The sequence below is a fragment of the Polaromonas sp. CG_9.7 genome (assembly GCF_015752205.1).
Classification (GTDB): domain Bacteria; phylum Pseudomonadota; class Gammaproteobacteria; order Burkholderiales; family Burkholderiaceae_C; genus Polaromonas.
Genome location: NZ_JADOVG010000008.1, coordinates 154655 through 167719, shown reverse-complemented (window position 1 = coordinate 167719; position 13065 = coordinate 154655). Strand labels below are relative to the sequence as shown.

The 13065-nt window shown below is 60.4% G+C and carries 15 protein-coding genes; 11 read left to right on the top strand and 4 right to left on the bottom strand.

What is annotated here, in order from left to right; translation table 11 throughout:
• Nucleotides 1-7 precede the first annotated feature (7 nt).
• The 4 genes from IWX87_RS10450 to IWX87_RS10435 form a co-directional block, all read right to left on the bottom strand.
• Nucleotides 8-337, bottom strand: a complete 330-nt coding sequence (locus tag IWX87_RS10450; RefSeq protein ID WP_196863451.1) for a YbeD family protein — start codon at nucleotides 335-337, stop codon at nucleotides 8-10.
• On the bottom strand, nucleotides 334-1236 hold the full coding sequence (locus IWX87_RS10445) for a D-amino acid aminotransferase (protein ID WP_196863450.1): 903 nt from the start codon (nucleotides 1234-1236) through the stop codon (nucleotides 334-336). The genes IWX87_RS10450 and IWX87_RS10445 overlap by 4 nt, the downstream gene beginning before the upstream one ends.
• 70 nt (nucleotides 1237-1306) lie before the next feature.
• Nucleotides 1307-1894: a DUF2062 domain-containing protein gene (locus IWX87_RS10440; protein WP_196863449.1), complete on the bottom strand. Its 588-nt coding sequence runs from the start codon at nucleotides 1892-1894 to the stop codon at nucleotides 1307-1309.
• Nucleotides 1895-1958: 64 nt separating this feature from the next.
• A complete protein-coding gene (locus tag IWX87_RS10435) occupies nucleotides 1959-2393 on the bottom strand; it encodes a DUF4149 domain-containing protein (protein ID WP_348535230.1) in 435 nt (144 codons plus the stop codon).
• Nucleotides 2394-2594: 201 nt separating this feature from the next.
• Between IWX87_RS10435 and IWX87_RS10430 the strand changes: the two genes are divergently transcribed.
• The 11 genes from IWX87_RS10430 (at nucleotide 2595) to IWX87_RS10380 (ending at nucleotide 13065) form a co-directional block, all read left to right on the top strand.
• A complete protein-coding gene (locus IWX87_RS10430; protein WP_196863448.1) occupies nucleotides 2595-3155 on the top strand; it encodes an ATP synthase subunit I in 561 nt (186 codons plus the stop codon).
• Nucleotides 3156-3169: 14 nt separating this feature from the next.
• Complete coding sequence (gene atpB, locus IWX87_RS10425) at nucleotides 3170-4063, top strand: F0F1 ATP synthase subunit A (RefSeq protein ID WP_196863447.1); 894 nt, start codon at nucleotides 3170-3172, stop codon at nucleotides 4061-4063.
• A gap of 74 nt (nucleotides 4064-4137) precedes the next feature.
• Nucleotides 4138-4386, top strand: coding sequence for a F0F1 ATP synthase subunit C (atpE, locus tag IWX87_RS10420; protein ID WP_011799683.1), 249 nt, complete (start codon nucleotides 4138-4140; stop codon nucleotides 4384-4386).
• Between the two features lie 40 nt (nucleotides 4387-4426).
• Complete coding sequence (locus IWX87_RS10415) at nucleotides 4427-4897, top strand: F0F1 ATP synthase subunit B (RefSeq protein WP_196863446.1); 471 nt, start codon at nucleotides 4427-4429, stop codon at nucleotides 4895-4897.
• Between the two features lie 16 nt (nucleotides 4898-4913).
• On the top strand, nucleotides 4914-5453 hold the full coding sequence (locus IWX87_RS10410; protein ID WP_196863445.1) for a F0F1 ATP synthase subunit delta: 540 nt from the start codon (nucleotides 4914-4916) through the stop codon (nucleotides 5451-5453).
• A gap of 60 nt (nucleotides 5454-5513) precedes the next feature.
• Complete coding sequence (gene atpA / locus IWX87_RS10405) at nucleotides 5514-7067, top strand: F0F1 ATP synthase subunit alpha (protein ID WP_196863444.1); 1554 nt, start codon at nucleotides 5514-5516, stop codon at nucleotides 7065-7067.
• A 153-nt stretch (nucleotides 7068-7220) separates the two neighbouring features.
• On the top strand, nucleotides 7221-8087 hold the full coding sequence (atpG, locus tag IWX87_RS10400; RefSeq protein ID WP_196863443.1) for a F0F1 ATP synthase subunit gamma: 867 nt from the start codon (nucleotides 7221-7223) through the stop codon (nucleotides 8085-8087).
• Nucleotides 8088-8135: 48 nt separating this feature from the next.
• Complete coding sequence (atpD, locus tag IWX87_RS10395) at nucleotides 8136-9560, top strand: F0F1 ATP synthase subunit beta (RefSeq protein ID WP_036806937.1); 1425 nt, start codon at nucleotides 8136-8138, stop codon at nucleotides 9558-9560.
• A 77-nt stretch (nucleotides 9561-9637) separates the two neighbouring features.
• Complete coding sequence (locus tag IWX87_RS10390) at nucleotides 9638-10054, top strand: F0F1 ATP synthase subunit epsilon (protein WP_196863442.1); 417 nt, start codon at nucleotides 9638-9640, stop codon at nucleotides 10052-10054.
• 258 nt (nucleotides 10055-10312) lie between these two features.
• Nucleotides 10313-11398: a ligase-associated DNA damage response exonuclease gene (locus IWX87_RS10385; protein ID WP_196863441.1), complete on the top strand. Its 1086-nt coding sequence runs from the start codon at nucleotides 10313-10315 to the stop codon at nucleotides 11396-11398.
• A complete protein-coding gene (locus tag IWX87_RS10380; protein WP_196863440.1) occupies nucleotides 11395-13065 on the top strand; it encodes an ATP-dependent DNA ligase in 1671 nt (556 codons plus the stop codon). Before IWX87_RS10385 ends, IWX87_RS10380 begins: the two co-directional genes overlap by 4 nt.

The window sequence follows — 13065 nt, the reverse complement described above, 5'->3', positions numbered from 1 at the left end:
GAACGCTTTACAGCACGACCTTGACCATCGGGTGCGTGCTCAGCGTGCGGTACAGCTCGTCAAGCTGCTCGCGGCTGGTGGCCGTCACGGTGATGGTCACGCCCAGGTACTTGCCGCCCTTGCTTTCGCGCAGTTCGATGGTCGAGGCGTCAAACGTCGGGTCGAACTGGTGGGCGATATGCGTCACCGCGTGGACATAGCCCTCGGCCTTGATGCCCATGACCTTGATCGGAAACAGCGACGGGTATTCGATCAGCGAATCCTTGCGGGCTTCGGCGTCGGGCGGCGTTGCCGGCGTGTTTTCAGGCGTGATTCCGTTGTCGTTTTCCGCGCTCATGTCGATAGTTCCTGTTTGGCTTGCTGGTAGGCGGCGTACAGTTTTGCATACACCGGGCCGGGCGTGCCGTGGCCGACCGGCTGGTCGTCCAGCAAGGTGATGGGCAAAATTTCCTTGGTGGCCGACGACAGCAGCAGCTCGTCGGCGGCCAGCACTTCGGCGCGGCTGATGGTGCGCAACTCGAACGCAATACCGGCGGCGCGACAGATTTCTTCAATCAGGCCGTAGCGAATGCCCTCTAACACCAGATGGTCCCTGGGCGGCCCCATCACGGTGCCGTTCTTGACCACCCAGACGTTGCTGGCGGCGGCTTCGCTCAGGTGGTCGCCGCGAAACATCACGGTCTCCAGCGCGCCGGCGTCAAAACTGATCTGGCGCGAAAACACCGCGCCCAGCAGGCTGGTGCTCTTGATGTGCGCTTTTTCCCAGCGGAAGTCACCGGCGCTGACGCAGGCCACGCCTTGCGCACGCTGGGCTTCGCTGGGCAGTTTCATCGGGTTGACCATGATGAACACTGTGGGCGTCAGGCCGGGCAGCATCGGGTGGTCGCGCATGGCCACGCCACGGGTCACCTGGATGTAGATCAGTTGATTGCTTTTTTGCGTGTCTGCGCCTGTGGAAAGGGCATAGTCTGCTATTAATTTGAGAGCTGTGTCGCGCCACTCGTCCTGCGTCAGCGGATTGGCGATGCGCAATTCGGCCAGGCTGCGGTTGAGCCGCGCCATGTGCTGCTCAAAGCGGAACAGCTTGCCGGCGTAGGCAGGCACGACTTCATAGACACCATCGCCAAAGATGAAGCCACGGTCGAGCACGCTGATCTTGGCGTCCCGCAACGTGCTGAAGTCGCCGTTGAGGTAGCAAGGCGTCTCGGGCAGGGCGTTGGCGGCAACGGTGGACATGGGCATTGGCATGGGGTGTGGCTGCAGGCGGCGGTTGGAGGAAAAGAAGAGTGTGAAAGGCTGGATATGTTCAGCCAGCGGGCGGTGTTGCTGCGGTGCGCGGGGTGTTTTGCCTGCGCCAGCGTTTGAAGCCGACGCGCATTCGCCAGGCGAGCTTGGCGACCAGGTAGCCGGTCAATGCACCGCCAAACGCAAAAATACCCATGCCCAGAATAGTCGGCGCCCCAAACGAGCCCAACCAGGCCAGCATCCCGGCGCCATCGGCCAATGGAACCGGCGCTGGCGCGTCCAGCACCAGGCTGCCCAGGCGGTAGGCCAGCCAGAGCCAGAAGCCGATGGTGAACGGATTGGTCACCAGCGTCATGCCGGCAGCGACCGGAATATTGGCGCGCCACCAGACGCAGTTCAGGGTGGCCAGCGCAAACTGCGCCACCGGCACGGCAAAAGCCCAGAAAATTCCGATGGCAACGCCCCGCGCCACGGCTTCATGTTGTGCGCGCCACAACTGGCGGTCCAGCAGGCGGTGCGCCACAGGCTTGAGCCAAGGGTGCGCCGCGAGTGACTCGCGGCAGGGCAGTGCGCTGCGAAGGCGATTGATAAGGCCCGCCAGCCGCCCGTTGCTGCTGCGAGCGCTCGTCAGGGGCTGGTCCGCATTCATGGGGCTGTGTTCAAGGCAGTGCGCGCTGACCTTTTCGCGCGCAAAGATCCGGATCGCTCAGGCATCAAACGAGGAAGAACACGGCGCCAATGGCCAGCACGCCAAGCACCAGGTTGACAGTGGAAAGCGTGGCAATCTGCTTGGCGCGCCGGGCGCCTTCGCGCCAGTCGGCAGCAACGACGGCCTGCTTGAGACGGCGAAAAGGGCCAAAATAAATGTGGCCGAACAAGGCAAACATCACCAGGCCAATTCCCAGCATGGCGTGCCAGCCAGCCGGAGCATTCTTCATGCCCACGCCCATCAGCATCGCCAGTCCGGACAGCAGCAACACCACAATCGTCACCCAGACCAGGCTGAAGAAGCGTTGCAGCGTTTTGGCCATCAGGGGCAACCGTTGCGGTGGTGCCAGCAGTTCAGTTGCCGCAGGGCGCAACGCAAATAGAAGGAAACTGACTCCACCCAGCCAGGCGATTGCAGAAAGAACATGGAGGAATTTCATCAACGCAGGCATTGGCGGGTCTTTCATTAGAATGAGGCGCCATTGTGGTCCAGACCCCGGGCTGATCATAAAGCGGCCACGAAACCACACCAATCCCGCGCAGGCGCATGGATATTGGTAAACAACAGGGGTTTCTACGTATAATCAGAGGCTTTGCTGAGATTGGCGTTCGTAACCTTCGTGTAATTTGTGAGGATCACAATGGCAAACCCAGCAGCGAAATGCCCCAAGCGCCCTGAAGGATCTGCCTCGGCAAATGCGGCAGAAGCAGACTGGTCATACGGGCCAAGCGATACAGATGAGGCGGAAGGCGAAGGGTTCAAGCCCTTGACGCACGAAGAAGCGAAAAAGGTTCGGGAATTAAATCCTCCCTTTTCCTTGTGGCTTGTGTGCGCAGGTCAGGTTGTGGTTGGTCTCGTGGTGGCGGCATTGGCCTGGGTGTTGACCGGCCAGGCGCGCATGGGCTGGTCGGCAGGTTACGGGGCGCTGGCGGTGATCATTCCCGCAGCGCTGTTTGCGCGGGGTCTGTCGCGTCAAAAATCGGCAATGCATGGAAATGCGGCGCTGGCCGGATTTTTTGTCTGGGAAATGGTCAAGATTGCCTTGACGGTGGCGATGCTGTTTGCCGCGCCAAGGCTGGTCGAAGGATTGAATTGGCTGGCTTTGCTGGCAGGTTTCGTGGTGACGATGAAGGTGTACTGGGTGGCCATGTGGTTCGGCCCGGCACGCAAGACTCGATCAATAAATTTTTTGAAGAACTGACAAATTGGTGACCTATGTCTGCTGCTGAAATACATGCCCCGACGTCTGGAGAGTACATCCAGCACCACCTGCAGCATCTGCAGACAAATTTCTCGTTCGAAAGTGTCAAGCAAAGCAGTATTGTCGATTTCAGCCTGTTCAACCTCGACTCGCTGATCTATTCGGTATTGCTGGGCATCATCGGCTGCTTCTTCTTGTGGCGCGCAGCCCGCAAGGCGACCTCAGGCGTTCCTGGCCGCTTCCAGGCAGCCGTTGAAATCCTGTCGGAAATGGTTGACAGCCAGGCCAAGGGCGTGATTCACAATGCCAAGAGCCGCAAGCTGGTGTCGCCGCTGGCGCTCACCGTGTTTGTCTGGATTTTCCTGATGAACGCCATGGACATGCTGCCGGTCGATATGCTGCCCAGAATCTGGACGATGTTGTACGGCGCTGCTGGCCATGACCCGGAGCATGCCTATATGCGCGTCGTGCCCACGGCCGACCTGTCCACCACCCTGGGCCTGTCCGTCAGTGTGCTGCTGGTTTGCCTGGTCTACAACATCAAGATCAAGGGCGTCGGCGGCTGGTCGCACGAACTCATCGCTGCGCCGTTCGGCGACCACTGGTTTTTGTATCCGATCAACTTTCTGATGCAAATGATTGAATTTACCGCCAAGACCGTCTCACACGGCATGCGGTTGTTCGGCAACATGTTTGCCGGCGAACTCGTCTTCATGCTGATCGCCCTGATGGGTGGCGTGTGGGCCTGGCAGTTCAACCCCCTGACGGGTATGTTCTGGCTGGGATTCGGGCATGTTGTCGCCGGAACCGTGTGGAGTATTTTCCACATCCTGGTGATCACGCTGCAAGCCTTCATCTTCATGATGTTGACGTTGATTTACGTGGGGCAGGCCCACGATTCACACTAGGCCTTTCTGCCTGACGGCAGTTGGCTTTTTCTTTCCCTTTTCTTTTTACCTTTCCTCTCATCTTTGGAGCAATCATGGAAAACATTCTCGGACTCGTCGCTTTGGCTTGTGGTTTGATCGTCGGTCTCGGCGCTATCGGTGCCTCTATCGGCATCGCCCTGATGGGTGGCAAATTTCTGGAAGCTTCGGCACGCCAGCCTGAACTCATGAACGACCTGCAAACCAAGATGTTCATTTTGGCCGGTCTGATCGACGCTGCTTTCCTGATCGGCGTTGCCATCGCCCTGCTGTTCGCATTCGCCAATCCGTTTGTCTTGCGTTAATTTTTCGGCAAACCCTGGTAGGTTCTATAAGGAATAAGCCGTGAACATTAACTCCACCCTGTTCCTGCAGGCTGTCGTTTTTGCGATCCTGGTCTGGTTCACGATGAAGTTCGTGTGGCCACCAATCACAAAAGCGCTGGACGAGCGGGCACAGAAAATTTCTGACGGCCTTGCTGCCGCTGACAAAGCCAAGTCCGAACTCTCCACTGCCAACAAGCGTGTAGAAGCCGAACTGGCCACGTCGCGCACCGAGACCGCCACCCGTCTGGCCGATGCCGACCGTCGGGGTCAAGGCATCGTCGAAGAAGCCAAGGCCCGTGCGGTCGAGGAAGCCAACAAGATCATCGCGGCAGCCCAGGCTGAAGCCGCTCAACAAACGGTCAAGGCTCGCGAGGCGCTGCGCGAGCAGGTTGCCTTGCTGGCGGTCAAGGGCGCCGAGCAGATTCTCCGCAAGGAAGTCAATGCCGGGGTTCATGCCGAGTTGCTGAGCCGCTTGAAGACCGAGCTGTAGGCAGGACAGAAGCACTATGGCTGAACTTGCTACCATTGCCCGCCCTTACGCAGATGCGCTGTTCAAGGCGCAGGGCTCCGACCTGACTGCTGCCGCTCTCTGGCTGGACAGGCTGGCGGCTGTGGCGGAAAATGCCCAGTTGCTCCAGTTTGCTGACAGCCCGAAGGCAAGCGTGGACCAGGTGTTCGATCTGATGGCCAGTGTGGCCGGCAATGACACCAACCCGCTGCCCCCGGCTGCCAGGAATTTCCTGCGCCTGGTGATTGAAAACGGTCGCCTGTCCGCGCTGCCCGAGATCGCTGTCCAGTTTCGTTCGCTCAAGAACGCTGCAGGCGGGGTCACCGATGCCATCGTCTACAGTGCTTTCCCGCTGGACGAGCCAGCCTTGAACGAGATTGCATTGGTGCTGGAAAAGCGATTCGGACGCAAGCTCGGCATCAAGGTCGAACTTGATCCGTCGCTGATTGGCGGGATTCGTGCGGTCGTGGGTGACGAGGTGCTGGACACCTCGGTCAAAGCCCGCTTGGAACAAATGAAAATGGCGCTGATCGCCTGAACTGACGCACGCGCGCAGTCCCGGGTTTTTAGCCAACAACATAGAAAGAAGGAAAGAGTCATGCAACTCAATCCCGCAGAAATTTCTGAACTGATCAAGAGCCGTATCGAAGGCCTTGCAGCCAGCAGCGACATTCGCAACCAGGGCACCGTGGTGTCAGTGGCCGACGGTATTGTCCGCATCCACGGCCTGTCCGATGTGATGCAGGGCGAAATGCTTGAGTTTCCCGCCACGGCAGATGGCACGCCCACGTATGGCCTGGCACTGAACCTTGAGCGCGACTCGGTCGGCTCGGTGATTCTGGGCGAATACGAACACATTGCCGAAGGCGACACCGTTAAATGCACGGGCCGCATTCTCGAAGTCCCGATTGGCCCTGAACTGCTTGGCCGTGTGGTCAATGCACTGGGTCAGCCGATTGACGGCAAAGGCCCGATCAACGCCAAGCTGACCGACGTGATCGAAAAAGTTGCGCCTGGCGTGATTGCACGTAAATCGGTTGACCAGCCTTTGCAAACCGGCCTGAAGTCGGTTGACTCCATGGTGCCAATCGGCCGTGGCCAGCGCGAACTGATCATTGGCGACCGCCAGACCGGCAAGACCGCCGTCGCGATTGACGCCATCATCAACCAGAAGGGCAAGGGCGTTTCGTGCGTCTATGTCGCGATTGGCCAAAAGGCGTCCTCGATCAAGAACGTGGTGCGCTCGCTGGAACAAGCCGGCGCCATGGACTACACCATCGTCGTGGCGGCTTCGGCTTCCGAATCGGCCGCTATGCAATACGTCAGCGCCTACTCGGGCTGCACGATGGGCGAATATTTCCGCGACCGCGGCGAAGACGCGCTGATCGTGTATGACGACCTGTCCAAGCAGGCCGTGGCCTACCGCCAGGTATCGCTGCTGCTGCGTCGTCCACCAGGCCGCGAAGCCTACCCTGGCGACGTGTTCTATCTCCACAGCCGCCTGCTGGAGCGCGCCGCCCGCGTGAACGAGAAGTATGTTGAAGACTTCACCAAGGGTGCCGTCAAAGGCCGTACCGGTTCACTCACCGCGCTGCCGATCATTGAAACGCAAGCCGGCGACGTGTCCGCTTTCGTGCCGACCAATGTGATTTCGATCACCGATGGCCAGATTTTCCTGGAAACCAGCCTGTTCAACGCCGGTATCCGTCCTGCGATCAACGCCGGTATCTCGGTATCGCGCGTCGGTGGCGCCGCCCAGACCAAGCTGATCAAGAACCTGTCCGGCGGTATTCGTACCGACTTGGCCCAGTACCGCGAGCTGGCTGCGTTTGCGCAGTTTGCCTCCGATCTGGACGAAGCCACCCGCAAGCAGCTCGACCGTGGCGCGCGCGTCACCGAGTTGCTCAAGCAGTCGCAGTATTCGCCCTTGTCCATCTCCGCCATGGGTGCCACCTTGTTCGCTGTGAACAAGGGCTTCATGGACGATGTGGATGTCAAGAAGGTGCTGGCTTTCGAAAGTGGCCTGCACGCCTGGCTCAAGGACAAGAATGCGCCGCTGATGGACAAGCTTGAAGCCAACAAGGCCATGGACAAGGATTCCGAGGCCGAGTTGACCACGGCGGTGGCTGCATTCAAGAAATCGTTTGCGTAAGCAAACCGAAATCGAACGATGAGCGCAGCAACAACTCTGAGGACAAGGCCCATCAAGCAGGGGCCGCGGAACCGGCTCTGCCGGACCGCAGGCGCAGCGGCCCCCTCGGGGGGCAGCGCATTACACGAAGTGAACAGCGTGGGGGTAATCTAGATGGCAGCAGGCAAGGAAATACGCGGGAAGATCAAGTCGGTCGAAAACACCCGCAAGATCACCAAGGCCATGGAAATGGTGGCCGCCTCCAAAATGCGCAAAGCGCAGGAACGGATGCGTGCGGCTCGCCCTTATAGCGACAAGATTCGCAACATCGCAGCCCACCTGAGTCAGGCAAACCCCGAATACACCCACCCGTTCATGGAGTCCAACGACGCCAAGACGACCGGGTTTATCGTGGTAACCACCGACAAGGGACTGTGCGGCGGTTTGAACACCAACGTGTTGCGTATCCTGACGACCAAGCTCAAGGAAATGCAGGCGGCCGGTGAAGATGCGCAAGCTGTAGCCATTGGCAACAAAGGCCTGGGTTTCCTGAACCGCATCGGCGTCAAGGTGGCGGCGCACGCCACACAACTGGGCGACAAACCCCATCTGGACAAGCTGATCGGCCCGGTCAAGGTGCTGCTCGACGCATACAGCGAAGGCAAGATCAAGGCGGTTTACCTCTGCTACACCCGCTTCATCAACACGATGAAGCAGGAGTCGGTGGTTGAGCAGTTGCTGCCGTTGACCGCTGACCGCATGCAGGCTGACAAGACCGAGCACGGCTGGGACTACCTCTATGAGCCTGACCCCCAAACCGTGATTGACGAATTGCTGGTTCGCTATGTCGAGGCACTGGTGTTCCAGGCCGTCGCCGAGAACATGGCGTCCGAACAGTCCGCCCGCATGGTCGCCATGAAGTCGGCCACCGACAACGCCGGCAGCGTGATTGGCGAGCTCAAGCTGATTTACAACAAGACGCGTCAAGCGGCGATCACGAAAGAACTTTCGGAAATCGTTGCCGGTGCCGCAGCGGTCTAAGCCGCGCCACCCAGATTTACAAGATTAAAGAACCAAAAGGATTCGGTCATGGCTCAAGAAACTCTAGTGGATACAAGCATCCAGGGCAAGATTGTTCAGTGTATTGGCGCGGTGGTGGACGTGGAGTTTGCCCGTAACCAGATGCCCAAGATTTATGACGCGCTCAAGATGGAAGGCTCTGCCCTGACGCTTGAAGTCCAGCAGCAGCTGGGCGACGGCATTGTCCGCACCATTGCGCTGGGAACGTCCGACGGCCTGCGCCGCGGCAACATCGTGTACAACACCGGCGCCAACATCACCGTTCCCGTGGGCAAGGCCACATTGGGCCGCATCATGGACGTGCTGGGTGCGCCGATTGACGAGCGCGGTCCGGTTGACCAGACACTGACCGCCCCGATTCACCGCAAGGCCCCGGCCTATGACGAACTGAGCCCCTCGCAAGAGTTGCTGGAAACCGGCATCAAGGTGATTGACCTGGTGTGTCCGTTCGCCAAGGGCGGCAAGGTTGGCCTGTTCGGCGGTGCCGGTGTCGGCAAGACCGTGAACATGATGGAACTGATCAACAACATCGCCAAGGCGCACTCGGGCTTGTCCGTGTTCGCCGGTGTCGGTGAGCGCACCCGTGAAGGCAATGACTTCTATCACGAGATGGCCGACTCCGGCGTTGTGAACCTGGAGAACCTGGAAGAGTCCAAGGTCGCCATGGTTTATGGCCAGATGAACGAGCCCCCGGGAAACCGTCTGCGCGTGGCACTGACCGGCCTGACGATTGCCGAGTCCTTCCGTGACGAAGGCCGCGACGTGCTGTTCTTCGTGGACAACATCTACCGCTACACCCTGGCCGGCACCGAAGTGTCCGCACTGCTGGGCCGCATGCCTTCCGCTGTGGGCTACCAGCCCACGCTGGCCGAGGAAATGGGCCGCCTGCAAGAGCGCATCACGTCAACGAAAGTCGGCTCGATCACCTCCATCCAGGCCGTTTACGTGCCAGCCGATGACTTGACCGATCCATCGCCTGCCACCACCTTTGCCCACCTGGATTCCACCGTGGTGCTGAGCCGAGACATCGCTTCGCTGGGTATTTACCCGGCGGTCGATCCGCTGGACTCGACCAGCCGCCAGCTGTCGCCAGCGGTCGTTGGTGAAGACCACTACAACACCGCCCGTGCGGTGCAGGGCACTTTGCAGCGCTACAAGGAATTGCGCGACATCATCGCGATTCTGGGCATGGACGAACTGGCGCCTGAAGACAAGCTGGCCGTGGCCCGTGCCCGCAAGATCCAGCGCTTTTTGTCGCAGCCGTTCCACGTCGCTGAAGTGTTCACCGGCTCGCCCGGCAAGTACGTCAGCCTGGCCGAAACCATTCGCGGCTTCAAGATGATCGTGGCCGGTGAGTGCGATCACCTGCCAGAGCAAGCCTTCTACATGGTCGGCACCATCGACGAAGCCTTCGAAAAAGCCAAGAAGATGTAATCAAGCCGGTATTCGGTCAAGCATCTCAAGGCGCTTGCTGAATACCACTTTTTCTCATCTTTTAAACTGGAATACGTATGAATACCATCCACGTCGATGTCGTCAGCGCAGAAGAGTCCATCTTTTCCGGTGAAGCCCGGTTTGTGGCTTTGCCCGGCGAAGCGGGCGAGCTGGGAATTTACCCGCGCCACACGCCGCTGATCACCCGCATCCGGCCTGGCACCGTGCGCATTGAAAAAGCCGATGGCACGGAAGAGTTCGTCTTTGTGGCCGGTGGCATTCTTGAAGTGCAGCCTAACTGCGTGACGGTGCTGAGTGATACCGCCATTCGCGGCAAGGACCTGGACGAAGCCAAGGCAACGTCTGCCAAGGCGCTGGCCGAAGAAGCGCTGAAAAATGCCAAGAACGATATTGATATCGCCATGGCCCAGTCTGAACTGGCCGTCATGGCGGCGCAGATTGCAGCGCTGCGCAAATACCGCCAGAAAAAATAAAAACCGGTCAGTGCAGGCCCTGGCTTGCAATCGCAATGATCTGATTTCCAGAACATGGCCATTCAAGCCCCTTGTGCAAGCAAGGGGCTTTTTTCATGCCGACAAGCTGCGTGGCGGCGTAAAAGAAAACCGTCAAGTCCCTGCAGATTGCCCACAGGCTGGCCTGCAGCAAGCAGTTTCACCCCACTGGCGCTAGGATGACAAGCTGCTTCTTTGCCTGTGCGCAATGGCAAAGCTTTTTCATCCCTGAAATTGACCATGAATCTGATTGTTGCCCGGCCCGAAGGCCTGTATTGCCCCCCAGGTGATTTTTACATCGACCCCTGGAAACCGGTCGAAAGCGCGGTGATTACCCACGGGCATTCAGACCACTCGCGCATCGGGCATGCACGTTACCTGGCGACCGACAAGAGCGAAGGCATTCTGCGCAGTCGCCTGGGCGAGATCACCTTGCAAACCCTGGCTTATGGCGAGTCGGTGATGCACAACGGCGTCCGCATCTCGCTCCATCCGGCCGGCCATGTGCTGGGTTCCGCCCAGGTCCGGGTTGAATACGGCGGGGAAGTCTGGGTGGCGTCGGGTGATTACAAGCTTGAAGACGACGGCACCTGCGAGCCGTTCGAGCCCGTGGCCTGCAATACCTTCATCACCGAGTCAACCTTCGGCCTGCCGATTTACCGCTGGCCCTCGCAAGCTGATTTGTTCGCTGACATCAACCAGTGGTGGCGTAGCAACGCAGCAGCGGGGCGCGCGTCGGTGCTGTTCTGCTATGCCTTTGGCAAGGCACAGCGAATCCTTCATGGCGTGGACGCCAGCATCGGCCCGATCCTGACGCATGGCGCGGTCGAACCTTTAAACCGGGTTTACCGGGCCACCGGCGTCGATTTGCCCGCCACACAAACCGTTGCCGAAGCGGATGTCAGCGCTATCGGCCAGTCGCTGGTGCTGGCACCGCCGTCGGCCCAAGGCACGCCCTGGATACGCCGCTTTGGGAATTATTCCGATGCCTTTGCCAGCGGCTGGATGCTGCTCAGGGGCGCGCGCCGCCGGCGTGGGGTGGACCGTGGCTTTGTGATGTCCGACCATGCCGATTGGCCCGGTCTGCAACGCGCCATCGACGGCACAGGGGCCGAGCGTGTGTTTGTCACCCATGGCAGTGTCGCCGTGATGGTGCGCTGGCTGCGTGAACGGGGGCTGGACGCGCAAGGCTTCAAGACCGAATATGGCGGCGATGAAGACATTGCCGATCAGGCGCCGCCTTTGGCTGTGGCCCAAGCGGGCGGTATCGAACCCGAAATTGTGCAATCCAGGTCTGCGCCATTCCCGGGCGATGCTGCTTCATGAAAGCCTTTGCGGCCCTTTACCGCGAACTGGACGCCACCACGTCGAGCCTGGCGAAGCAGGCGGCACTGCGGCGTTATCTGCAGGACGCGGCACCAGCCGATGCCGCCTGGGCGGTGTATTTTCTGGCGGGCGGCAAACCGCGCCAGCTGGTGGCGAGCAAAGTGCTGCGCCAAATGGCGCAGGATGCCGCCGGCTTGCCCGAGTGGCTGTTTGACGAGAGCTACGATTCGGTCGGCGACCTGGCCGAAACCATGGCGCTGCTGCTGCCTCCACCCACGGGCCGCCATGACATCGGCCTGGCCACCTGGATCGAGCAGCACTTGCTGCCCCTGCGCAAGACCGCGCCCGACGACCTGCCTGAGCTGCTGCGTCAGCAATGGAGCCAACTGGCACTGGATGAGCGGCTGGTTTATTTCAAGCTCATCACCGGTGGCTTTCGCGTCGGTGTGTCGCGGCTGCAGGTCACGCAAGCGCTGGCGGCTGTCGCCGGTGTCGATGCCAAGCGGGTGGCCCAGCGGCTGATGGGTTACACGCACATCAGCGGCCAGCCGAGTGCGGCCGACTATGCCGCGCTGGTCGCGCTGGAAAGCCCTGGCGAGCTGAACCCGCAAACCAGCAGCCAGCCGTATCCGTTTTTTCTGGCCCATCCGTTCAACCAGCCGCTGGACCAGTTCGACATGCTGCTGGGTCCGCCCCAAAACTGGATCATCGAATGGAAATGGGACGGCATACGCGCCCAGCTGGTCAAGCGCGCCGGCCAGGTGTGGCTGTGGTCGCGCGGTGAGGAGCTGTTGACCGAGCGCTTCCCCGAACTGGCCGCCATGGGCGCTGCGCTGCCCGACGGCACGGTGCTTGACGGCGAAATCGTGGTCTGGCGCGGCAATGCCGACCAGCCCGGCAGCGAAGGCAGCGTGCAGCCCTTTGCCGACCTGCAAAAACGCATCGGACGCAAGACGCTGGGCGCCAAGCTGCTGCGCGATATTCCGGTGGTGTTGCTGGCCTACGACCTGCTCGAATGGCAGCAGCGCGATGTGCGCGGACTGCCGCAATCGCAGCGCCGGGTCTTGCTGGACGCCCTGCTGACCGACCTGCGCCACCCCGCACTGTTGCCCAGCCCGCTGCTTGAGGGCGAGAGCTGGCAGGTCCTGGCCCGCCAGCGCGAGTCGGCGCGGTCCATGGGCGTCGAGGGCATGATGCTCAAGCAACGCGATGCGCCCTACGGCGTCGGCCGTACCAAGGACGTCGGGCTGTGGTGGAAGTGGAAGATTGATCCGCTGAGCATCGACGCGGTGCTGATTTATGCCCAGCGCGGCCATGGCCGGCGCGCCAGCCTGTACAGCGACTACACCTTTGCCGTGTGGGACGGGCCGCCCGAACAGCTTGATCGCATGCTGGTGCCTTTCGCCAAGGCCTATTCCGGCTTGAGCGATGCCGAGATGGCGCGGGTGGACGCCATCATTCGCAAGACCACGGTCGAAAGCTTCGGCCCGGTGCGCAGCGTCAAGCCGACGCTGGTGTTCGAGCTGGGTTTTGAAGGCATTGCCCGCAGCCCGCGCCACAAGAGCGGCATTGCCGTGCGCTTTCCGCGCATGCTGCGCTGGCGCGAAGACAAGCCGGTGCTTGACGCCGACACGCTGCAAACGCTGTCAGCCCTGTTGCCGGGATGA